This is a genomic window from Methylomonas sp., from assembly GCF_023228165.1.
Classification (GTDB): Bacteria; Pseudomonadota; Gammaproteobacteria; order Methylococcales; family Methylomonadaceae; genus Methylomonas.
Genome location: NZ_JALOBS010000006.1, coordinates 101,555 through 124,485, shown reverse-complemented (window position 1 = coordinate 124,485; position 22,931 = coordinate 101,555). Strand labels below are relative to the sequence as shown.

The window sequence follows — 22,931 nt, the reverse complement described above, 5'->3', positions numbered from 1 at the left end:
GGGCGGATTTTTTGAATTGCCGTTCAAACGTCGATTGACAGCGTCAGACTAACCGTCTGATATTTATGTATTTCGTGCAATCGCTGCGGTTTCTATTTTCAGGAATGGCATGTAACGCGGGTAGCGAACTGTTGTCGCTACCTTCATGCCTATTTGCTAGTCAAGGGTGCTTGAGGCTACATGGAATGCGTCGGCGTATATGTCTTGCAATTGAGCGCCGTGTAAATACGCCTGACGTTTGGTTTGGTTGACCATGTCCGGGTGACCGCAGAGATAAACGCGCCAGCCTTTTAGGCTGGGAAGCGTGGATATAGCCACGTCATTGGCTCGGCCAGCTCCGAAACCCGCCGGTGCGTCGCCTTTGGAAACACAGGGGGTGTAGTGAAAATTAGGATATTGCCCGGCCAGTTGCTGCATTTCCTCTATCCAATACAGACCGTCGACTTCGCGGCTGCCATGGAATAAATGGATGTCGCCGGCGTGACCATGATGCAGGGCTTCGCTGATGATGCCGGCCAGCGGCGCCAAACCGCTGCCGGTGCCGATTAGCAGCATGCTTTGTTCCGGTTGATTGGGCAGGTAGTAACACAGCCCTTGCGGGTCGGATACGGAAATAGTGTCGCCGATATTTAATTCCTGATGCGCCCATTCGCTAAACCGTCCGCCCGCCAGCCGGCGGATGTGGAAGGTCAGCTTGTGGGTATGGATGCGATTATTGGCAATCGAATAACTGCGGGTCAGGCCGTCGGCGCGTCTTAAATTCACGAACTGGCCGGCGTAGTAATCCAGTGCTTCCTTGCTCTGTAAGGTTAGCAGCAAGGTTTCCGCATTTAACCGCTCCTTGGCAATGACGCTGGCCTCGGTGAAAAAATCCGCAGGCGGTGTCAGACTGATGTGCATATCCTGCTGCGGATAGCACAAGCAGGCTAAGAAATGGTCCTGATGCCTCAATACATCTTTTAGCCCCTTTTGAGCGGCAATAGGCGGCGAGCCGTCTAGACTGCGGATCATGCAACTTTGACAGGCACCCTCCCTACAAGCGTGAGGGATGTCGATCTGTTCGCGCAGCAAGGCATCCAAAACCGATTCGCCGTTTTGGCAAACCACTTGGCGATCTTCCAGGGTAATTTTATGCAACAACATCCCTCTGCTCCTGGTTAGCGGTTCAATACGTCGTGACGTGTGCTTTCCGCAATCGCGGCCACTTGATCGATGAGGTTTTGCGGAACATTCAGTTCTTCCAAGGTGCCGCTCAGATGCTCCATCACGGCATCGAAATGAGAGTCGTCCAGCCCCAGTTTTATGACAAGGTGGGCGTGAGCTTGGCGCATATCGGCGCCGTTATAGTTGTTGGGGCCGCCGAAGGCCATGGTCAGGAATGATTTTTGTTTGGCGGCCTGTTTTTCGATATCGGTATTGTCGAAAAACCGATTGATACGGTGATCGCTAAGAACTTTGCGATAGAAAATATCCACGGCTGCATTCACGGCAGCTTCGCCGCCTAATTGTTCGTATAGGGATGGATTGGAATCGGTCATGATAGAGTTCCTGATGGTTGAAAACAGAGGTAAGCGGTTAAGCTCGGAGATAGGGTAAGTAAAAAAGTCTGCTTTTGCAACTATTTTATTATAAAAGTGTTTTATATTAACTATTGGACGTGTGTAGCGCTTGCTTGTGCTAGAATTTGCCAGAAGCACCTCTTTTTTTATTCTGCTGTTTGACTATTTGCATGCTTATGACTCCCCCAATCGGATCACGACAAGAACAGATCATGACTTTGCTGCTGAATTCGGCGGGTGGTATGAGCATTGATGAAATGGCGGCCCAAATGGACATATCCCGGAATGCGGTTAAACAGCATTTGACGGGGTTGGAAAAGTTGCAATGGGTCAAGGAAGCGGCCTTGAATAGCACCGGAGGCCGGCCCGCGCGCAGTTACAGTTTGACTGAGCAGGGATTAAACCGGTTTCCCAAACAATATGCCTGGTTTTGCAATCTATTACTCGACGATTTGGCGGCGGAATTATCGACTGAAGCGTTGGAAAAAATGATGTGGAATATGGGGGTAAAACTGGCACAATCGCTGGCACCGCAATTCAGTCGTAAGGACACTCAGCAAAAGTTGATAGCCTTGGTCGAACTAATGCAAAACCTGGGCTATCACGCCGAACTGGAGCAACAAGAGGGGCTGCCCAGCATCAAGGCTGTCAATTGCGTCTATCACGATCTGGCCCAACAACACCCGGAATTGTGTCATTTCGACCGGGCCTTGATCAGCACCTTGCTAGAAAAACCGGTTCAGCAGACCCAGTGCATGGCCAAGCAAGACTGCGCTTGCAGGTTCAATTTGACGTCAAGTAATCGATGATTTGCACGTTGGCGAAACAAGGCCTACTGCCGGCGCGGGGGTATCGCTAGATTCCACAACGTCACCACTCACGGTTTAATATTGCCCGCATGCAAGCCGCATTCTTTCTTGGCGGCGTCTTCCCACCACCAACGGCCAGCGCGTTCATGCTGGTTTGGCAGCACGGGTCGGGTGCAGGGTTCGCAGCCTATGCTGACAAAGCCTTGCGCATGTAGCGGGTTGTAAGGCACCTGATAAGCTTCGATGTAATCCCATACTTGCGCCGACGACCAGTTCAATAGCGGGTTGAATTTAAGCAGTGTCCTGTCGGCAACGGAAAAGGCTGAGTCGATTTGCACTTCAGGAATATCGCCGCGGGTATCCAGACTTTGGTCCTTGCGTTGGCCGGTAATCCAGGCATCCAGCGTCGCCAGCTTGCGGCGTAACGGTTCGACTTTACGAATGCCGCAACATTCGGTATGGCCGTCTTCGTAAAAACTGAATAGGCCCTTTTGTGTGACAAAGCGGTCCAATACCTCGCGGTCCGGGGTCAGCAGTTCGATGTCGATGTGATAGTGCTTGCGGACCTGCTCGATGAAACGGTAGGTTTCCGGATGCAGGCGGCCGGTATCCAGCGAGAAGACTTGAATGTCCTTGCGGATTTGCAGGGCCAAATCGATCAGCACCACATCTTCGGCACCACTAAAAGAAATGGCGATGTTGTCAAACCGGGTCAGCGCGGTATTTAAGATGGTGCGCGGGTTTTTGCCTTGCAGTTCGGTTTGAATTTGGTTTATGTCGAATTCGGTCATGATTGTGAAAAATAGCGAGTCAAAAAATCATCGAAACTCAGTGTATCGGCAGCTTCGACTTCAGCCTGTTTTTGCAGCGACAGGTTGGCCAGGTCGACAAATTGTTGTTGCACTTGCGAATCCAGCGGCTGTGAGGTGAAGTAATGCTTGTGCAGCGCCGAGGTATTGCTGGCAAAGCAGCCGAACTCCTGGCTGTTGTGGGTCATGCAGGCCAGAATGTGAGCGGAAGGGGTCAGGGCTGGATTGTCGACCATGGCTTGTTGCTGTTGCAACGCTAGCTGATAAGGTTTATCCAGACTACCCAGATCCAGTAATGCGCAAATCGGCTGCATGTTGTCCAAAATTTGATGAGCCCATTCCTGCAAGCTGATGTCCTGGCCATTTTTGTTTAACATCAGACCGGGTTGGCGGCCTTGATTGGCGACCAGTAACTGGTTGCGATTGTTGATTTCCAGTTCTTCGGCGGCTTGCGGTGGGCTGTCTTGCAATAGGCAACACAGCAAAAAAGCTTCGATGAAACGGGCGGTGCTTTCCTCTATGCCGATGGGGTTGAACAAGTTTAAATCCAGCGAGCGCATCTCCACATACATCACTCCGCGGCGTTTTAGCGCCAGCGTGGGTTTCTCGCCGGATTCGGCGATTTGCTTTGGCCGCATGGTGCTGTAAAACTCGTTCTCGATTTGCAGGATATTGGCGTTGAGCTGTTGATATTCGCCATCGACTTTGACGCCGATTTTTTCATAATCCGCATAAGGAGTGTTGATGGCGGCGCTGAGGCTTTCCACATAACCGTCCAGCGAGTTGTAATCGATTTTCAGCCCTGCCTGATTTTTGCTTTTGTAGCCGATGTCGCTCATGCGTAGCGAGGTGGCATACGGATGATAGAGGGTGTGGGCATCAAATTCCTCGAAATCATCCATCAACTGCGGGCGGCTTTTGAAGAAGCTTTTGCAAATTGCCGGCGAGGCGCCGAACAGATAGAGCATTAACCAGCCTTTGCGTTGGAAATTGCGAATCAAGCCGAAATAACCGTCGGCGATAAAGCTCTGCAGCGACCCCGCGTTGCCGGCCTGCCTGTGCAGCATCGGCCATAGTGCTTGCGGGACCGAATAATTGTAATGGATGCCGGCAATGGCCTGCATGGTGCGACCGTAGCGGTGCCAAAGTCCTTTACGGTAGACATGTTTCATTTTGCCGACGTTAGAGCTGCCGTATTCGGCTATCGGTACGCTCAAATCGCCGTCTATGCCGCAAGGCATGCTGGTGGCCAGCAGCATCTCTTCGCCTAGTTGCGGATAAACGAATTGGTGAATCTGATGCATGTAACCCAGGGTTTGCTTGATGTCGGCAAACGGCGGCGTGATGAATTCCAGCAAGGCTTCGGAATAATCGGTGGTGATATACGGGTGCGTGAGGGCGGAGCCCAATGCCTTGGGGTGCGGGGTAGGTGAAATAACGCCGCGCCGGTTGATGCGCAGATTTTCCTTTTCTATACCTTTCAAACCCAATTGCAGCAGGTGGTGCATATTGTTATCAACCAGGTATTGCAGGCGTTTGGGTTGGTCGTTTTTTTGACTAATCATGAATGGGTTGCGGATGTGGCATGAATAGCACTCGAGTGCTGATATAATTCGCGCCATTATAAAGGGTCGATTAGCCATTGCAGAAATATTATCCCACTCCCGATCATGATGATGCCGCGCTGCAGGTTTTGCGTTCGGTGTTTGGTTATGACAGTTTTCGCGGTCAACAGCAGGCGATTATTCAGCAGGTGATAGACGGCCGGGATGTGCTGGTGTTGATGCCGACTGGCGGTGGCAAGTCGTTATGCTATCAGGTGCCGGCGTTGGTGAAACGGGGAGTCGGGATTGTGATTTCGCCGCTGATCGCTTTGATGCAGGATCAGGTCAGCGCTTTACATCAATTGGGCGTCAAAGCGGCTTTTTTGAATTCGACGCTGTCCTTAGAGCAGGTTAGGGAGATTGAACGGCAGTTATTGAGCGGCGAGCTGGATTTGTTGTATATCGCTCCGGAACGCCTTAGTAACAGTCGTACCCAATCCCTGTTTGCTCGCTGCGACATCGCCTTGTTTGCGATTGACGAGGCGCATTGCGTATCGCAGTGGGGGCATGATTTTCGGGTCGATTATCTGCTGTTATCGGTGTTGCATCAGCAATTCCCGCAGGTGCCGCGCATCGCCCTGACGGCTACCGCCGACGAACGGACCCGTCAGGAAATTATCACCCGATTGAGTCTGGAAAACGCCCAAGTATTTATCAGCGGCTTCGATCGGCCCAACATCCGCTATCGTATCGTGCAAAAAGATAATGCGCGGCAGCAGTTGCTGGGATTCATTCGTGCCGAGCATGCCGGCGATACCGGCATTGTGTATTGTCTTTCGCGCAAGAAGGTGGAAGAGACGGCCGAATGGCTGAGCCAAAAAGGTATCCGCGCCTTACCTTATCACGCAGGCATGAGCCACGAAAAGCGGCAGCAGAATCAACACCAGTTTTTGATGGAGGACGGGTTAGTCATCGTCGCCACCATCGCCTTTGGCATGGGTATCGACAAACCTAATGTGCGTTTCGTGGCTCACCTGGATTTACCTAAAAGTGTCGAGTCCTATTATCAAGAAACCGGTCGGGCGGGGCGGGACGGTTTGCCGGCCAATGCCTGGATGGCTTACGGTTTACAGGATGTGTTGACTTTACGGCAGATGCTGGGTTCTTCCAATGCCGACGAGGCGCATAAACGCGTCGAATACCACAAACTGGATGCCATGCTGGCTTTGTGCGAGATGGTCGGCTGCCGCCGCCAAGCCCTGCTGGCTTACTTTGGCGACGCACAGGGATGTGCTAGTGTCGCGGGAAGCAGGACGCTGGGAGCGACCGATGATTTGCGCGAAGGTTGCGGCAATTGCGATACCTGTTTGGAGCCGGTCGAAACCTGGGATGGCAGCATCGCGGCGCAGCAAGCGCTGTCCTGTATTTACCGCACCGGGCAGCGCTTTGGCGTGACCTATCTGATTGATGTATTGCGCGGAAAAAGCGACGAGCGCATCCGGCAATTCGGCCATGACAGGCAATCGACTTTTGGGATCGGCAAAGCGCTGGACGAAAAGCAATGGCGTTCGGTGTTCAGGCAGTTGGTGGCCAAGTCGTTAGTGGAAGTCGATTTTGAAGGGCACGGCAGTTTAAAGTTGACCGACGCCTGTCGACCGGTCTTACGGGGAGAGCAAACCCTGATGTTGCGCAAGGATGTACAAGTCGCAAAAACCAAGAAGGAACGCTACGAAAAACGCCAGCCAGGAGGAGTGGATACTGAGTTGTGGAATGCCTTGCGGGCAAAACGCCGGCAGTTGGCGGATGAACAAGATGTGCCACCGTATGTGATTTTTCATGATGCGACCCTGATGGCCATGGTGGAAAGTCGGCCGCACACGCATCAACAATTAGGGCTGATTTCCGGCATAGGCGAGCGTAAATTAGCCTTGTATGGGGATGAGTTTCTGGCGGTGTTGGCGGAGTTTGATGAGGAGGAGCATGGCTCCGCCAGTGATACGGTCACCGAAACACTGGATCTGTTTAAGCTGGGTTACAGTATTGAACAGGTGGCAGGGCAGCGCGGCTTAAAAGCGGATACGGTTTATACGCATCTGGCCAAGGGATTGGAAGCTGGGGTGGTGAGATTCGCTGATGTATTGGACTTGTCGGCCCAGGAAATTGCCGAGATTGAGGCGGTTTTATTGGCCATGCCGGACGAGCAGCGCAATGCCTTAAAGCCTGCTTTCGATCAATTGGGCGGCGCCTACAGTTATGGCATATTGCGCTGCGTAAGGGCGGCATTGCAGCACAAGCTTACATAACGTAACGGCTTGAGTTGGAAAACTCATATTGATTTTTTAAACAATGGTCCAGCCATTTTTGTAAAAAATAATTCAGCCGCCATTTGTATTCCTGAATCTCCACTGCTCGTCCGGGGTTTTGATAGACCCGGTCTACTGCGGGGCGGTCATGATCGCGGATCACTTCAGCCAGTTGCGCATCCAGATAAATGCGGATTTTAACGGCGGGAGCCATCAGTTCGGACAGCTGTTGAGTGAAGCAGTGGCTGAGTTCGATAGTCAGGGTATAGGGATTTCGTTCCAGAATGTCCAGATGCAAAGCCGGCTGATTGTCGGTGCGGCCGACAGCGGTTTTATCCAGCACGCATAAATTGGGGATTAGACGAAACAGCTTTTGATAGTTGGTCTCGCAGATGTTTTCCAGGCATAGCGAAGTATTGATCGGTCTGAGCTGACCCATGTCAGTCTTCCCGATAACAGGCATGCGCACTGGCGGTTTCCCATAGTACGACTTGATCCACGTTTAGACCTACCTGCCTTAAGTGTTGAAAAATCATCTTGCTGAGCACTTCCGCGGTCGGGTGTTCGTCCAGAGCCAGAAAACGCTCGTTATTGGCAAGTAGCGCGGGTATGATGGGATCGTCTTTGTGTAGCAAAAAATTGTGGTCTAGATGTCGGTCGACAAACGATTCGACAGCGTCGCGCACGTCGGCGAAGTCGCATACCATGCCCTGCTGATTTAACTGCTTGCTTTGAATGGAAATGCTGGCTTTAACGCTGTGGCCATGAAGATTGCGGCATTTGCCGGGATGGTTCATCAAGCGGTGACCGTAACAGAAATAAACTTCTTTGGTGATTATGTGCATAAATTAACGCATCCCTGTGCCGTTGCGCTGCAAATTAACTGCCTTTGATGCTTTTGATGGATGCTGCAATTTCATATTGATTGTCGTCGCGTTTGACACTGCGTACTACTTCGATAAAGGCCGTCATTGGCGGCGTGATGGATGTTTTGGGAATGATGCTGACTTCCATTGCCAAGCCGGCATCAAACGGTTGGTCGGCCAGAAACGATACACCCGCGCCGCTTAAAGTGGTACAGCGGCCTGTTTTGACATCTTGGGAGTTGGCGGGTTTATAGGTAATATCACAATCAACTTCCATGCGGATGTAGTCGCGCTTTTCATCATGTGCCAGCATCAGGTTCCTCCGACTTTAAAACCAAGTTTTGAACTAAAAATAAACGTACGGGAGTTTACTATAAAACCAGGTGCTTGGTTATCCAATCGGAAACTATGCCTACAGCCTGCGATTACCCGGTTTATTGTCTGACTATCCGGCATGAATTGTGTAGAATCCAGGATTTTTATAAGAATATAATTAGGGTGTACAGTTAACAATATGAGTAAATCCATTGTTTTGACCGGTATTACCACTACCGGTACGCCGCATTTGGGAAATTACGCCGGCGCCATACGTCCAGCGATTAATGCTAGCAAGGATGAACAAGTCAGGCCGTTTTATTTTTTGGCCGACTATCACGCTTTGATTAAATGTAATGAACCCGCAAGGGTCAAACAATCCAGTCTGGAAATTGCCGCTACCTGGCTGGCGTTGGGTCTGGATACTGATAACGCGGTATTTTATCGGCAATCCGACGTGCCGGAGATTTTGGAACTGACCTGGATGTTGACTTGCGTGACAGCCAAGGGGTTGATGAATCGGGCTCATGCTTATAAAGCGGCCGTGGCGGAAAACGAGGAAGCCGAAGGGAATGATCCCGATAAAGGCATTACGATGGGTTTGTTTAGTTATCCAATATTGATGGCTGCGGATATTTTGATGTTTAACGCCGATAAGGTGCCGGTGGGCAAGGACCAAATTCAGCATATCGAAATGGCGCGGGATATTGCCAGTCGCTTCAACCACATCTATGGTGAACATTTTGTATTACCGGAAGCGGTGCTGGCCGACAATGCCGCCACATTGCTGGGCTTGGACGGACGTAAAATGAGCAAAAGCTATAACAACACTATTCCGTTGTTCGAACCGGAAAAGAAGCTGCGTAAACTGGTCAACAAAATCAAAACCAATTCTCTGGAACCCGGTGAACCTAAAGACCCCGAAGGTTGCACTCTGTTTGGTATATACCAAGCCTTTGCCAATCCCCTTGAATTAGAGGCGATTCGTGCACGTTACGCAGAGGGTATAGCTTGGGGTGAAATGAAACAGGTATTATTCGAAAAGATCAATGACGAAATAGCGCCCGCGCGTGAACGATATGAAGCCCTATTGCAAGCGCCGGAACATATCGAAGAACAATTACAGTTAGGTGCGGAAAAGGCCAGGTCAATCAGTCGGCCGTTTATTCAACAGTTACGCGGGGCGGTGGGAATTACACCGATCTTGGGCAGCTAACTTTAATATGATCCGGTGATGTCATGAACTATTATCTTGGCCTAATTCTATTGAGTGCGTGCATTAGCGTAAGTTGGGCCGATGATTTTAGCTTGTCTTTTTCCCGGGAAATTATTGAAGCCGCTGAGCGGCAACCGGACGATCTCGACGACCTGTCTTTACCACTACCGAAACCAGATGATCCGGTCCCTCTGCCGCTAAGACAAGATAAAACAAACCAGCCGCATGCATCGGAATCGGAAAAAACCGGGAACGTACAGGAGCCTGCCGTACAGCGAACAAGGTCAGTATCCCGCGTATTTTCAGCGCATTCCAAATCTCTTGAACCGGTAAATAAATTTTTGCCGGTTCAAGATGTTCCGCCCAACCATTTTTTTGGTCGGGAGATATTTGCAGACAAGGCAAGCTTGGAAAATGATTACAGGCATGCCGATGGGCAAAATCAAATGGGTATCGATCCTTTCGAACTATTACGTGACGAAATGAGACTCACGGTGGGAGAAGACATTTATGCCAAGATGGTTTGGACTTATTTGGATGCCAAACAGCTGGATAATTGGATTAATACCACTATCGATCAGTCTGAACTGTTTGCTCAGGATTCGCTTATTGTGGGGCTTAATAACCAATTAATGGCCAGCCTAACTTCATTGGGTTTAGCTAGATCGAACGGTCGAAATTATTTGTTGGAGGAGTCGTTGCGTACTACTCGCCAGGGAGAACGGCAAGCAAATGAACTTAACGGCGCTAAACAAATAGTAAATGATGCATTAATGAAGGCCGAATTTGAGAGGCAAAGTTATTTTTTTGGCGTGTTGAAATATTTAACAGTCGGTAATTTTTTGTATTTATTGTTATCGATTATGATTTTGGCGTATTTCGTTAAACTTATAAAATTTTTAATTCGGCAGCAGTGAGTGCTTTAGGTTTAAGTCCGTGTCGATAGCACTGATCTATTGCATCAAATTATTGGTATTACCCCCCGCTTCATTAATTATTTTGGCATTACTTGGGCTTTTATTGCATAAGCGCAAACAGGGTTTTTGGGTTGCATTGACCAGTTTGTGCTTATTGTTAATGTTGAGTTTGCCCGTGGTAGTGTCGCAATGGGCGCGCTTTTGGGAGCGATTTCCGCCACTGGAGGTCAGCCAGATTGGTCTTTTTAAGGCCCGGGCAATCGTGGTGATCGGCGGCGGTGCGGTGCTGCATGCAGATGAATACCGGTCTCTCCAGACAGTTAACTATCGAACATTGCTGCGTATTCGCTACGCAGCCAAACTGGCAAGGGAGTTGGATTTGCCTATACTGGTATCCGGTGGCAACGTTATGGGGACGGAATATTTTTCCGAGGCGCAGTTAATGGCCGATGTGCTGGAACAGGAATTTAACACTCCGGTGGCTTGGTTGGAAAGTAAAAGTAGGAATACGGCTGAAAATGCGCAGTTTACCGGTAGGATGTTGCGAGAGTTCGATATCAATAGAATTTTGTTAATCACTCAGGCTTACCATATGCCTCGTGCAGTATTGGAGTTTCGCAAAGCTGGCTTTGAGGTGTTGCCCGCGCCGACTGCATTTATAGGCGGACATTCAGAAATGACCGTGCTCGATTTTTTACCTTCAGCGGCAACCTTGATGAATAGTTTTTTATTGGCGCATGAAGGATTGGGTGTGCTGTGGTTTTATTTTAAATGAATGTAGGAACGTTTGTAGAATGATTGTTTTTATTTGAAATGGTTTTATTTAGTAATATATTTGAAATATCACATAATAAACATAACACAATTTCTTCTATGGAAGGAATGCGAGGTTTTGCAGTTTTGCTTGTGTTTTTGGTTCATTATATGACTTTGGTCGAGCCATGGTTATTGTTCGATTCATTAGTATATAAGATCGCTTTATATGGTAGGCAAATTGGGAATGTCGGGGTTGACTTGTTTTTTGTTTTAAGTGGATATCTGATATATGGGGTGCTAATAAATAAAAAGATATTGTTTGGTAAATATATCGCAAGAAGAGTTCAAAGAATTTATCCGGTTTTTAGTGTTGTTTTTTTTATATATGTGCTGCTTTCTTTTGTTTTTTCGAATGAGTCTAAAATTCCAAATGATTGGGTGGGTGCTTTAATTTACATTTTTCAGAATTATTTTCTTTTGCCTGGTATTTTTGATATTAAGCCGATTGTTACTGTTGCATGGTCTTTAAGTTACGAATTTTTCTACTATTTTGCTATGCCTTTTCTGGTGGTGATTTTATCTATGCAGTCTTGGCAACCAAAGTTTAGATTTATATTTTTCATATTGTTATCTATATTAGCGTTTGGTTGCTCTTTTTTTTATGGTGGACATATTAGGTTGTTAATGTTTATGCCAGGCGTACTGGTGTTTGAATGTTTAAATAATATTTTTTTGAAAAAAAGACCTCCGTTTGGGATTTTATTTTTATGTTTTGTTCTGATAACTCCTCTGGTTTTCAATTATTATCAATTTAACGGTGTGTGGAAGTACTTTTTATTGTACGTATTTTTGTTTCTATTTTTCTTAGATTGTTTTTGTCGTGGAAGTTTTACTTATAAATTGTTTTCTCTAAAATATATTCGTTGGCTTGGTAATATGAGTTATTCATATTATTTGATCCATGGCTTAGCCCTAAAAGCATTTTTTATGTTATTGAGTTTTTATTATCCAGCGAGTCAGGATTCTAATTCTCTGTTGTGGGTGCTGATTGTGCCTTCTTTTATGATTACCTTGCTACCGTCGGTCTTTTTGTTTGTTTTTGTCGAAAAGCCGTATTCTTTAAGTTATGCGAAGTAATTTATATACTCTATGGTTTTCGATGTGAAATATTTTTTAATTTGTTTGGCATTTTTAATAACTTCGTCATTCGTTTATGCAGGTGAAAAGAATTTGCCTGATATTATTTATCGTGTGAAGCCATCCATAGTCGCAGTAGGCACATATATGCCAACGCGGAACCCTCGAGCAGTATTTTTGGGTACAGGTTTTGTTGTCGGAGATGGGCGTAATATTGTTACTAATGCACATGTTGTTAATAAAGATTTGGACGCCGCTCATCTTGAGCAATATGCCATATTTTATCGGCAGGATCAGAAAGAACGGATGGTGTTTGCGGATTTGAAGACGACAGACCAAGCACACGACCTTGCGATCCTTAATTTGCAGGACGGCAGATTGCCCGCGCTTGAAATTGGGGATTCAGGGAAGGTAAGAGAGGGGGAGTTATTCGCCTTTACCGGATATCCAATTGGCATGGTGCTCGGTCTGTATCCTGTTACGCATCGCGGTATTATCTCGGCTATATCGCCTAACGCCATTCCAGTGCTTGCCAGCAGGCAATTAAACATCAGAATGATAAAAAAACTGTCAACGCCTTATGATGTGTTCCAGTTGGATGCCACTGCGTATCCGGGTAATAGCGGTAGTCCTTTGTATGATATTGATACCGGAAAAGTGGTAGGGATTATCAATAAAGTCTTTGTGCAAGGCAGTAAGGAAAATGCTATTAGCAATCCAAGTGGTATTTCATATGCCATACCGTCAGAACATATAAAGCCTCTTTTGAATCAGAAAAGTATTCACTAAATCGACCGAAGCGGGAACCTTAGCATGATTAGAATTTTTCGGCACTATATCTCGACAGCCTATTTATGGTTAATGGCAGTGGAATGGCTAGTGTTCTATTTGGCCATGCATTGGGGTGCTGTTGTGAGGTTTTTGTATACTTCTTCCTGGTATACGCAAGAAGAGATGTTTTGGGCATCGATCGTCTTTTCCGCTGTTTTTACATTATGTTGTTCCTCGATTGGTTTGTACCGAAAATCCCTGGATAGGGAAGAATACAATCTGCTGGAAAGAATAAATTATAGTTTTGTCGTGGCGGTCTTTGCTTTAGTATTAATTTATTACATTGTTCCTGAGTTAATGCTTGCCCGCAGTGTTTTGATTTCCGCCATTCTATTTTCTTTTGTCGGAATGCTGTTGACCCGGTACTTTTTTTATAGATTTATTAATTTGGATAATCTAAAACGCAAAGTACTAGTCATCGGCTGCGGTCAAAAAGCTAGCGAACTGGAGATTGTTAATTCCAGCTTTGTGTATCGCGGTTTTGACATCGTTGGTTATATTGCTTTGGAAGACGATACGATTTCTGTTCCTGATCCTATCTGGCTGAGTGAAAGCCTAACTTTGGCCGATGTTGTTAACCTATATAAAGTGGACGAAATTGTAATTGCGGTGGATGATCGACGCAAAAGGTTACCGGTTGATGATCTGCTGGATATCAAAATGTCGGGTATCATTGTGATGGATTTACAAACTTTTTATGAAAGAGAACAGCGGTTGGTGTTCTTGGATGCCTTGAGTCCGAGTTGGTTGGTATTTTCGGATGGATTTGTTAATACAGGGACTCGTCCCTTGGTCAAGCGTAGCTTTGATATACTGGCCAGTGTTTTATTGCTGTCAGTGAGTTGGTGGCTGATGTTGATCACCGCGATTGCGATTTATATTGAAAGCGGTTTGGGGGCGCCGGTTTTGTATCGGCAAACCCGAGTGGGCTATCGCAATCAACCGTTTCAGGTTATTAAATTTCGTAGCATGCAGATCGATGCGGAAAAAAATGGTGCTCAATGGGCCAGTCAAACCGATAACCGGGTAACCAAAGTTGGCAAGGTGATACGCAAATTTCGCATAGATGAATTGCCGCAGTTGTTTAACGTGTTGAAGGGCGATATGAGTTTCGTCGGTCCACGTCCCGAACGTCCGGAGTTTGTGGAAGGATTTGTAAAAACCATTCCCTATTATGCCGAGCGGCATAGGGTTAAACCAGGGATTACCGGGTGGGCGCAGCTGTGTTATCCCTATGGCGCCAGTGAGCAAGACACCTGGCACAAGCTGGAATATGACTTATACTACGTCAAAAATTACAGCTTATTTTTAGATCTGACCATTATGCTCAGCACTGTAGAGGTGGTGCTGTGGGGCAAAGGTGCCCGTTGATTCAATTGATAGCAATTTTGACGTTGACTTCCAAGCCTACAGGTGTCTGAAGATTGGTGTCGGGCTCAACAAAAACCTGAATCACATCTATGTCTTTTCGTTCGGTTGCCGTTTTTGCGAAAACCGTTTTCTTGCCCATAATTTTTTTGACCAATGTAACGTGAGCAGGGATTTCCTTTTCGCCTAAGCCTCTTCCAAAGATAACGGCCTTTTGGCCTTGTTGCAGCATCAAGGCGTAGTTTTCGTCAATTTCTGCCCTGACGCGTAATTTGGACATGTCCCCCAGTAAGATAGCCGGCTCGGGGCTGCCGACCGAAAATGTCGATTCGCCTACTCGTAAAATCCTTTCCAGGACTGTGCCGTCGATCGGAGCAATCAAATACGTTTCGGCTAAACGTTGTCGGGCGGCTTGTAGTTGCGCTTCGGCGACTGAAACTTGAGCCAGGGCTAATTGTTTGTCTACGTCCCTTACATAATTGGATAAAAAATGAGTTTCAGCCGTTAATCGGCGGTTGTCTGCCTGCTTGAGCTTGGCATTGGTTTCCGCGAGATCCCGCTCATCTTCCGAGGCAAATTTATGGTTTCGTAATTGATTGATACGCTCCAGTTTACGTCTGGCATACTCCGCATCCAATGCGCTGACTCGCTGGGCGTTCTTTTTTGCCTCTATTTCATAAGGATTAATTCCCGCCAACACTTTTTCCAGATCCGCTTTTGCGGCACTTAACTGGCTTTCCGCTACGGCGACCGCGGATTGCTCTTCAGTATTATGCTGCACGGCCAAGATTGAACCGGTTTTGACTTGTTGGTCGAGCAGAACTTTGTATTCGCCGAGAATCCCAGGATGCTTAAATGCCAGTCGACGGATTTCACTGGTGGGTTCCACATAACCAATACCCTGAATCCAGCGTTGTTCGGCATAGAGGGAAGGACTTAAAACTAAAAGTGATAACAACAGGTAAGCGAAGCGGGGCATGCTAATATCCTGGCGATTTGGGGTTAAGGTTGAGTATAGAAGATGTTTTCGGCGGCGGCAGTCTGTGCTTGCTCTGATAGAATGCCATCGGCAATGGATAAGATACGGTCAAACAATGGCAGCATACGGGTGTCATGGGTGACCACGACGAGCACGGCTTTTTCCATTCTGGCTTGTTCCAAAAGAAGTTCTACGACTGTTTTGCCGGTGTTCCAGTCTAGGGCTGCAGTGGGCTCATCCGCCAAGACAATAGAAGGTCTATGCAACAACGCGCGAGCAATTGCGACCCGTTGGCGTTGTCCACCGCTCAATTGAGCGGGGTGTTTATACCGCATGGCTTTTAATTCAAGGCGATATAATAAACCATCCAGACGTTGTTTAATGTCGTCATCATCCATGCCGGCATTACGGCCGACGATCGCCAGATTTTCCTCAATGGTTAAAAATGGCAGTAGTTGCGCGTGTTGAAAAATAAAGCCCAATTTTTGTCGCCTTACTTCAGTCAGGCTGCTTTTGTCGGAAAAGTTTACAGCCTCACTCGCAATTAATAACTGGCCCTCGCTGGGCGCCAGTAAACAACCTAAAATTGAGAGAAGTGTGGTCTTGCCTGATCCCGATGGGCCTACCAATACCGAGGCTTGGCCTTCAAAAAACTCTAAATCCACCCTTTTAAGTACACGCTCGAGAATATCCCCGGACCCATAGCTCTTGCTAATGCCTTGGCAGGCCATAATGCTTTTCATCCGTGGAATACCGTGACGGGATCCAATTTAAAAATTGCCCGTATTGAAAACCAGGAAGCGGCAATACAACACAACAGGGAAAATGCAATCAATCCCATTGATACCGTGGGCGTGGTTTCCAAGGGAATCGGGCTGCGGGCGGACGCATTGCAAGCTGCGAAAAATAAAATTGAACCAATGATTATACCCAGTCCACCCAGACTTAGACTTTGTGCCAACACGATTTGGCGTAAGGTTTTTTGATGAAAGCCCAAGGCTAATAAAGTGGCGTAATTGGCGATATGATCCTGAGTGATGGCAAACAGTGTTTGGCTCATAATCACCGCACCTACCAAAAGACCTAATAGAGCAGTGATAATTACAGTAATCCCCACGCCCGTTTCCAACATCCAGTATTTTACGGAGCGTTCGGCAAATTCGTCGGTAGTTAATACTTCTATATTATTAATTTCTTTAATTATGCGGTTGCGTACATCATTGGCATCGATGTTGGGTGCGATACGGGCAAGAACGTAAGTTATTTCTTCGTCATTGTACGACGGGGAGTAATCAAGAGCATTATTTATGGATGTAAAAATAAACGGAAGAGCAGTGAACGTTCTGACTCCTTTTGAAAACCCACCGATAATCGCTCTGCTTCCCTGCATTTCCGCTTCGTCTCCAAGGTTATAAACCCCTAGTAATTTTTGATGGAGCTCATCAACTATAACCGTTTTGGGTTGAATAACGTTTTCTGTTGCTCCATCCAACAACATCCATGGGCCACCCACAAGGCTCCTGTCTAAACCGATAATTTCTACATTAATCCGTTCTCCATGAGGATGTTGCCATAACGACCAACTGGTTAGTAGTCCTTCGGCCCAAGCTACACCTGGTATAGAGGCAACTTGTTGAATTCTGTGTCTGGGAATGGCTGTACCGTATTCAAAGGCGCGGGTTTCCTCAGCCATTACCCAAATATCGACGCCAGCGTGTTTAATAATTGCGCTGTTAGTATTTATCCACCCAACCATTAATCCTATTTGAGCCGCTGCTAGGAAAAAAGCAATGGCTATACCTATAACTGTCATAATTAGCCGCATCTGGTTGTGGGTTAACATCCTGATTGAAATAGGTATTACGATGGAATGCATTAACAAAGTATCTAAATAAGTTAAGGAATATGCCAAGTTTAGCGCTAATCAAATCTTAAGGCCCTAAATATTGTCAAATGGCGATATAATCCAACAAGCAGACTAGTACATACCATAGTACAACTTGTTTTACAAAGCTGATAGGGCGAGGAAATGAATACAATATTTAACTATAACCAAGCCTTTTCGAGGAATATTGGTTGGGTAACGGAGCAAGAACAACAAATTATTCGGAGTAAAGCAATAGCCATTGCTGGATTAGGTGGGGTGGGGGGGAGTCATTTATTGACTTTAGCGAGGCTTGGTATTGGGGCTTTCCATATTGCTGATTTTGACAACTTTGAGCTGCAAAATTTTAACCGCCAGGCAGGGGCTACAATCCAGCATTTGGATAGGCCTAAGACCGATGTTTTAGCTGAAATGGCTCAGGATATTAACCCGGAGCTTGAGATAAAAAAGTTTCCTAATGGTGTTACGAAAGACAACCTGTCAGAATTTTTTACAGGTGTTGATTTGTATGTGGATGCGCTAGATTTTTTTGCATTTGATGCTCGCGAAATGGTGTTTGCATATTGTGCTGAGCATGGCATACCCGCTATCACTGCGGCGCCCTTGGGAATGGGCGTTGCGTTGCTGAATTTTTTGCCTGGAAAAATGACGTTTGAACAATATTTTCAACTAAATGGAAAATCTGAAACCGACAAGACGCTGCATTTTTTATTGGGTTTGTCGCCAGCTATGTTGCAGAGAGGTTATCTGGTCGATAAAAGCACTGTGGATTTGATCAATCATAAAGGCCCATCTACTCCGATGGCTTGTGAATTGTGTGCTGGAGTGGCCGCTACACAAGCTTTAAAGATATTGCTTAAGCGCGGTAACGTATTGGCTGCTCCATGGGGGCTGCATTTTGATGCCTATTGTAATAAGTTGGTTAAGACTTGGCGGCCTGGTGGGAATAATCATCCCTTTCAGCGATTGAGTATTGCTTTAGCCAAAATGCAGTATATGAGGCAGTGAGGTATTAATACGGCAGGTTTCTGAAAAAAGGTGTCGATAAATTTTACAGTTGGCGCATGTTGTTGATTATGGTGAAATGCAACTTATTGATTAAAAGGTATTTTTTTTATTGGCATGGCATGTGCTTTATAAGATATGCGAGTCTACTATGAAGGCTTAAATTAAAGTTAAGCATAACCATTTCACTCTTGAACGAGGGGATTTAAAAATGAAAAAATTTAATAAAATATTGATCGCTGTGGCGATCGCAGGCGCGGCAGCGATGCCATTTAGTGCGAATGCAGCTATGGTTAATTCACTGTTGGTTGGTGGAGAAAATCAGTTCCAAGATACTGACGTTGAGCGTGTCCTGAGAAATGGCCAGGTTGTAACTTCAGGTGAGTTTCAAGTTGGTGACGTCATTCAGGCTATCCTGCGCTTTACAGACGTAAATAGTGTCGTTGTATCAGATAATCCCGGCTTTGGTTTTCCCTACCAATTGCTGGCGTATTCCGAAGTGGAAGTCACTTCTATTACTGGCGTAGTTGATGTAGGCGGCGGAATAAATCAAGGCACCTTAAACTTTGGCGCAACAGGAAATTTGGGCGCCGATGTTGTTGCTACCTTCTATGAGCGCACCGCTAATGTACCTGGGTTTAGTATCAGCGTGGATCCAGCTACGGCGGTTGCAAATGTTACTGGATTGACACAAATTGCAACCGCAGGTTTTGGTGAGGCCGATGACTTTTGGCGCGCTACCTCCTTATTGGATTTAGGCTTGGCTGCAAACCAATTACAGGGTAGTCCCCAACAAGCATCTGGACAATTTGGGTTAAGCTTTTTGTCCGGTTCGCTGCCGTTTATTAAAAATGGTATTTTGAGTGGCGATGATGGTAATTATCATGATGTTGTAGGTTCTGCTAGTGCGTATAAACTGGATACAGGTGCAAACGCTGGATGGTTAGTTTCCAGTAATACTGAAGTAAGATTTAATGTACCTGAGCCTAGCTCAATTCACTTTTGGGTATAGGCTTGTTGGGCGCGGGTTTATCAAAACGCCGTACAGCTTAAGTTTTTGCTTGATATTTAAAGCCCCGCACTGCGGGGCTTTTTTTTTTGCATTAAGCCAGCATTTTTTGTGCAAGAACGTTATAAGTATTTCCGGATATTTTCTCTGACACTATTTCGAAACCGGTATCAATAAGTCTTTTTTTAATATCATCCGCTTCGTAAGGCGTGTACAAAATTCCTTTACGAATGCCCCAATTGTTTATTTTTTGTGCTATCCATTGGGATATTTTTGAGCCTCTAGGATAAAGCAAAACATTGGCAGCTAATCGTCCCCCCGGTTTTAACGTCCGTAATACTTCAATAAGTCCAGAATTTAAGTCGGGAAAGCAATGGACTGCATTGGCAATATTTGCGGAATCAAAAAAGTCATCTGGGTAAGGTAAATTAGCAACATCAGCATGGTTTAATTCAATTTCCGGATGCTTAGAAAAGCGCTGTTTTGCTCCGTTGAGCATAGACTCAGCATAATCGACCCCTATAATATGGGCCGGGGGCATGCGTTTAAATTTTCGCCATTTTAAGATAATATCAAACAATGTTCCTGTTCCTATGGCTACTTCTAGGTGTTCCTTAGCTATATTTTTGCCGAAAAAATCTACTTGTTCCCATAGGGTACTTCGATAGGCGAAAGTTAGAATTAAAAAACCCCTGAGGTCATACCACCAAGGATCGGATGCGTATGCCTTGGCAATCTCATCTCGAGTTTTTTGAGAAGGGTTTTGAATGGGAGTCATGGTAGTGGTCTTCCTGGTAGTCGAGAAATATAGGTAAAATGACAAGTCTAGATTTAGATTCTTTTAAAATACAGAAATCTAAGACAGGTTTTCTAGGAAATATTTGTTTTTGGCTAAAAAACGTAATGACAAATACTCAAATTTGTGATTTAGAGAAAGAGTATGCCAATGTTCTTTGAGTTTTGTCGATATTTCATTCGATGGGATTGCTCTAGGGCTAGTGTGCAAAAAGTAGAAAAAATCAAAGAAAGCGCTTCTTGAAGCTTTAAACGGCTTAGGTAGATTTGATTCAGCAATTCGAAATACAGTGTCAATCGGATAGGCGGCCTGAAGCGACAGTTCATAATCACGAGCAGTGATAGGAGGCGCTAGTTTTGAGACCTCTTTTACAAAGAGGTCTCTAGACGTATTGGACTTTAGCAAGCCGAAATCAAACATGTAAAAACCGCCATCAACACTCAAAATTGACGCAATTCTTTGAAACACCAGCGTTAGAATATTTTCATCTGGAAGGTGGTGTAGCGCTGAAGTTGTAATTACCATATTAATCTGTTGGTTTTTAATCGAAGGTAACAAACTGATGTCTTCACAAAGTGTGGAAATATTTTTTAAGCCAAGTCGATCAGCTTCCATTTGCAAATGAGTTAGCATGGTGGGAGACAAATCTACGCCTATAAATTGAGCCCCAGGGAATAAGCATGCTAACTCAATCAGAAGCGGGCCAGGACCGCATGCTAAATCAATTACAAGATCGCCAGGCTTTATCAAGGACGAAAGATTTCTTAAATGATAGAGTTGAAGAGCCGAAGTCGGGCCACCCCATTCATACGCTTTAACATATGATTTTACTTGCTCAAGATCATCCATTGTTTCGTGAGGTTCATTTTTTCGTTTAGTTCTAGATTTAGTTGTATTTTCAATCCAGATGATTTTGTGGATGGGGAGCATGAAATGTCCTAAATTTTACGTAATAAATGAGCCATTTCATGTATATATCCTAACCAATGTTCGGCGTCAATTATCTTGTCCGTTTCTTTTTAACGGGGATGGTTTAGCTGCTGATTATCCAGTCGTCGCAAGATGTCGGGATCACGCACAGAAGCAGGCTTGGACAGATGGTAAAATCTGCATCGACTAATACATACCTAGTCAGTTGCAATTGTTAATCACTCTAGAGATTGGGTTTGCGGATTATCGGTAAGCGCGTACCACTACTACTTTGTTGCCCATTCAGACAAAGTTTGTTAGTGGCGCCGGTGTCAAAGGCAACAAGGCAGGCAACAAGGCGGTTCCGGGCCAGATCGGCAGTTTTTCTTAAACATGCCGGAGGTTTAGACCTTTTGGCAGTACCGAGTAAGGTTCGTATAATGGGCGATTCGTTGTCCGGTGTGTTCAGAACCGGTAAACAGCTAGTTCTTTTTATCCAGAGCAATTGGCCGGATGCAGTTATCCGACGGGTTGTTATTGACAGGCTCGTGCCGACGTTCAATAAGCGGCAGATGATTCCGCAAAGGCCGATGGTCGAGGTGGGCGATTAGGTATGACGACGGTTTCGTAAGGCTGGTCGTCTTGTAGTTGCTAGATTTCCGCTTCGAATGTCGATAGATCGGTATTGCAGGTTTCCCCGAAGACATCGCACTTTGGTGCCAAGCGTTCTTTTGACGCTAAAACAAATCTGTTTGTGAGGCCTGTTCAGGAGTCAACACCTCGATTTTAACGGCTTTATTGCCTGGGTGATTTTCGCATCGTGTTTAACCTGATTCAGCAGTAATTGAATCAATGCTGTCACCTCGCGTTTGGGAACGGGATTGAGGTTCAACTGATCATAATTGTTGACCATTTGGCTCAGTTTATTGGCCATTAACAAATAGATCCGCTACCCTTTTGGGTAGTGTTCTTTCTGGTGGCATTGAGATTTAATAGCGCATACTGTGAAATAATAATGCGCCCTTAGCGCAATCTCCCCTCCGACATAGCGAGCGATTGAAAACTATGGTTTCCCCTAATATTCGAGCAGTAGCTGCCTTTTTAATAGTCATATTTATGCAAAGTGTTTGGGCAAATGATATTGTCGATTCTCCGCAGGCTATAAGGTTATTGGCTATGAATTATGAACATGGTCGGGATGGAGTCAAGCAGGACTTTCAACGGGCTTTTCATTTGTATTGTCGGGCTGCTTTGCAGGGCGACACAGAAGCTGCTTATAACCTGGGCTTTATGTATTTTAATGGACGGGGTAGGGCTCGAGATTTAGCCTTGGCTTTGCGATGGTTTAAGCAAGCAGCTGAAGCCGGTGATATAGAAGCCCGAAACATTCTTGCTAGGTACACTGATGTTTCTTCGGTTGACGACGAGAATTGTAAACAGCTGGAGCCCGAATTAAACCTAATTGTTGATGCCAACCCTAATAAACAGAAAGTGCAGAGTTGGGTGAACCAAATTGCACCATATTACAGTATTGATCCTGAATTGGTTATGGCTGTGATTCGAGCCGAGTCTGGATTTAAAGTAAATGCGATATCAAGCAAAAATGCCCAAGGTTTGATGCAATTAATTCCTGAAACGGCAGCGCGCTTTGGTGTGATTGATAGTTGGGACCCCATTCAAAATATCACGGGTGGTATAGCTTATTTACATTGGTTGATAAGACGTTTTGATGGCAGAGTCGATTTAGTACTGGCTGCCTATAATGCGGGTGAAGGTGCAGTTGAACGATATAAGGGTATTCCACCTTACCGCGAAACCCAGAATTATGTTAAGCAGATTTTAGCGCGGTACGGTAAGTCTGTTCATCCTATACCGGCCCAAACTTTGAATCCTTTGCTGAGCCAACAAAAAATATGAC

The 22,931-nt window shown here is 46.0% G+C and carries 23 protein-coding genes; 11 read left to right on the top strand and 12 right to left on the bottom strand.

Going from position 1 to position 22,931, the window contains the following annotated elements; translation table 11 throughout:
- Positions 1-156: 156 nt before the first annotated feature.
- Together M0R33_RS06255 and M0R33_RS06250 are read right to left on the bottom strand one after the other, a co-directional pair.
- Entirely contained in the window at positions 157-1,143 is a 987-nt protein-coding gene (locus tag M0R33_RS06255; protein WP_292566627.1) for a 2Fe-2S iron-sulfur cluster-binding protein, read from the bottom strand.
- Between the two features lie 14 nt (positions 1,144-1,157).
- Positions 1,158-1,538 (bottom strand): group 1 truncated hemoglobin, encoded by a 381-nt coding sequence (locus M0R33_RS06250; RefSeq protein ID WP_292566624.1) that lies wholly within the window; start codon positions 1,536-1,538, stop codon positions 1,158-1,160.
- A 191-nt stretch (positions 1,539-1,729) separates the two neighbouring features.
- Here M0R33_RS06250 and M0R33_RS06245 point away from each other — a divergent pair, with 191 nt between their 5' ends.
- Entirely contained in the window at positions 1,730-2,368 is a 639-nt protein-coding gene (locus M0R33_RS06245) for a methanogen output domain 1-containing protein (RefSeq protein WP_366043216.1), read from the top strand.
- 68 nt (positions 2,369-2,436) lie between these two features.
- On the opposite strand, the gene M0R33_RS06240 is transcribed toward M0R33_RS06245, so the two are convergent.
- Positions 2,437-3,159, bottom strand: a complete 723-nt coding sequence (locus M0R33_RS06240) for a phosphoadenylyl-sulfate reductase (protein WP_292566618.1) — start codon at positions 3,157-3,159, stop codon at positions 2,437-2,439.
- On the bottom strand, positions 3,156-4,742 hold the full coding sequence (gene gshA, locus M0R33_RS06235) for a glutamate--cysteine ligase (protein WP_292566616.1): 1,587 nt from the start codon (positions 4,740-4,742) through the stop codon (positions 3,156-3,158). The genes M0R33_RS06240 and gshA overlap by 4 nt, the downstream gene beginning before the upstream one ends.
- Before the next feature lie 77 nt (positions 4,743-4,819).
- On the opposite strand from gshA, the gene recQ reads away from it, so the two are divergent.
- Positions 4,820-7,024 (top strand): DNA helicase RecQ, encoded by a 2,205-nt coding sequence (gene recQ, locus M0R33_RS06230; protein ID WP_292566614.1) that lies wholly within the window; start codon positions 4,820-4,822, stop codon positions 7,022-7,024.
- Here recQ and M0R33_RS06225 read toward each other — a convergent pair.
- Genes M0R33_RS06225 through M0R33_RS06215 form a run of 3 tightly spaced genes read right to left on the bottom strand, consistent with a single transcriptional unit; the run spans position 7,017 to position 8,203 of the window.
- Entirely contained in the window at positions 7,017-7,463 is a 447-nt protein-coding gene (locus M0R33_RS06225; RefSeq protein ID WP_292566612.1) for a DUF1249 domain-containing protein, read from the bottom strand. The genes recQ and M0R33_RS06225 overlap by 8 nt on opposite strands.
- A gap of 1 nt (position 7,464) precedes the next feature.
- Positions 7,465-7,869 (bottom strand): 6-carboxytetrahydropterin synthase, encoded by a 405-nt coding sequence (locus tag M0R33_RS06220; protein ID WP_292566611.1) that lies wholly within the window; start codon positions 7,867-7,869, stop codon positions 7,465-7,467.
- A 34-nt stretch (positions 7,870-7,903) separates the two neighbouring features.
- The gene (locus tag M0R33_RS06215) at positions 7,904-8,203 is read right to left on the bottom strand and encodes a PilZ domain-containing protein (protein WP_292566608.1); all 300 of its coding nucleotides are present in this window, start codon (positions 8,201-8,203) and stop codon (positions 7,904-7,906) included.
- Positions 8,204-8,404: 201 nt separating this feature from the next.
- Between M0R33_RS06215 and M0R33_RS06210 the strand changes: the two genes are divergently transcribed.
- Genes M0R33_RS06210 through M0R33_RS06185 form a run of 6 tightly spaced genes read left to right on the top strand, consistent with a single transcriptional unit; the run spans position 8,405 to position 14,433 of the window.
- Positions 8,405-9,421 carry a tryptophan--tRNA ligase gene (locus M0R33_RS06210; protein WP_292566605.1) on the top strand — a complete coding sequence of 339 codons (1,017 nt, stop codon included), beginning with the start codon at positions 8,405-8,407 and terminating at the stop codon, positions 9,419-9,421.
- Between the two features lie 23 nt (positions 9,422-9,444).
- Positions 9,445-10,338, top strand: coding sequence for a hypothetical protein (locus M0R33_RS06205; RefSeq protein ID WP_292566602.1), 894 nt, complete (start codon positions 9,445-9,447; stop codon positions 10,336-10,338).
- 19 nt (positions 10,339-10,357) lie between these two features.
- Positions 10,358-11,113: a YdcF family protein gene (locus M0R33_RS06200; RefSeq protein ID WP_292566599.1), complete on the top strand. Its 756-nt coding sequence runs from the start codon at positions 10,358-10,360 to the stop codon at positions 11,111-11,113.
- A 38-nt stretch (positions 11,114-11,151) separates the two neighbouring features.
- Positions 11,152-12,231 carry an acyltransferase gene (locus M0R33_RS06195; RefSeq protein WP_292566596.1) on the top strand — a complete coding sequence of 360 codons (1,080 nt, stop codon included), beginning with the start codon at positions 11,152-11,154 and terminating at the stop codon, positions 12,229-12,231.
- Between the two features lie 12 nt (positions 12,232-12,243).
- Positions 12,244-13,020 carry a serine protease gene (locus M0R33_RS06190; RefSeq protein WP_292566593.1) on the top strand — a complete coding sequence of 259 codons (777 nt, stop codon included), beginning with the start codon at positions 12,244-12,246 and terminating at the stop codon, positions 13,018-13,020.
- 24 nt (positions 13,021-13,044) lie between these two features.
- Positions 13,045-14,433, top strand: coding sequence for a TIGR03013 family XrtA/PEP-CTERM system glycosyltransferase (locus M0R33_RS06185; protein WP_292566589.1), 1,389 nt, complete (start codon positions 13,045-13,047; stop codon positions 14,431-14,433).
- 1 nt (position 14,434) lies between these two features.
- Here the strand turns inward: M0R33_RS06185 and M0R33_RS06180 are convergent, their stop codons facing one another.
- The 3 genes from M0R33_RS06180 to M0R33_RS06170 are packed head-to-tail and all read right to left on the bottom strand — an operon-like array spanning position 14,435 to position 17,285.
- Entirely contained in the window at positions 14,435-15,409 is a 975-nt protein-coding gene (locus M0R33_RS06180) for an efflux RND transporter periplasmic adaptor subunit (protein ID WP_292566587.1), read from the bottom strand.
- Positions 15,410-15,432: 23 nt separating this feature from the next.
- The gene (locus M0R33_RS06175) at positions 15,433-16,152 is read right to left on the bottom strand and encodes an ABC transporter ATP-binding protein (protein WP_292566584.1); all 720 of its coding nucleotides are present in this window, start codon (positions 16,150-16,152) and stop codon (positions 15,433-15,435) included.
- The gene (locus M0R33_RS06170; protein ID WP_292566581.1) at positions 16,149-17,285 is read right to left on the bottom strand and encodes an ABC transporter permease; all 1,137 of its coding nucleotides are present in this window, start codon (positions 17,283-17,285) and stop codon (positions 16,149-16,151) included. Before M0R33_RS06170 ends, M0R33_RS06175 begins: the two co-directional genes overlap by 4 nt.
- Before the next feature lie 153 nt (positions 17,286-17,438).
- Here M0R33_RS06170 and M0R33_RS06165 point away from each other — a divergent pair, with 153 nt between their 5' ends.
- Together M0R33_RS06165 and M0R33_RS06160 are read left to right on the top strand one after the other, a co-directional pair.
- A complete protein-coding gene (locus M0R33_RS06165; RefSeq protein ID WP_292566577.1) occupies positions 17,439-18,302 on the top strand; it encodes a ThiF family adenylyltransferase in 864 nt (287 codons plus the stop codon).
- A gap of 208 nt (positions 18,303-18,510) precedes the next feature.
- Positions 18,511-19,311, top strand: a complete 801-nt coding sequence (locus tag M0R33_RS06160) for a hypothetical protein (RefSeq protein WP_292566575.1) — start codon at positions 18,511-18,513, stop codon at positions 19,309-19,311.
- Between the two features lie 91 nt (positions 19,312-19,402).
- On the opposite strand, the gene M0R33_RS06155 is transcribed toward M0R33_RS06160, so the two are convergent.
- Together M0R33_RS06155 and M0R33_RS06150 are read right to left on the bottom strand one after the other, a co-directional pair.
- Entirely contained in the window at positions 19,403-20,086 is a 684-nt protein-coding gene (locus M0R33_RS06155; protein ID WP_292566573.1) for a methyltransferase domain-containing protein, read from the bottom strand.
- A 78-nt stretch (positions 20,087-20,164) separates the two neighbouring features.
- The gene (locus M0R33_RS06150; protein WP_292566570.1) at positions 20,165-21,034 is read right to left on the bottom strand and encodes a class I SAM-dependent methyltransferase; all 870 of its coding nucleotides are present in this window, start codon (positions 21,032-21,034) and stop codon (positions 20,165-20,167) included.
- A gap of 1,044 nt (positions 21,035-22,078) precedes the next feature.
- Here M0R33_RS06150 and M0R33_RS06145 point away from each other — a divergent pair.
- Entirely contained in the window at positions 22,079-22,930 is an 852-nt protein-coding gene (locus M0R33_RS06145) for a transglycosylase SLT domain-containing protein (RefSeq protein ID WP_292566567.1), read from the top strand.
- Position 22,931 lies beyond the last annotated feature (1 nt).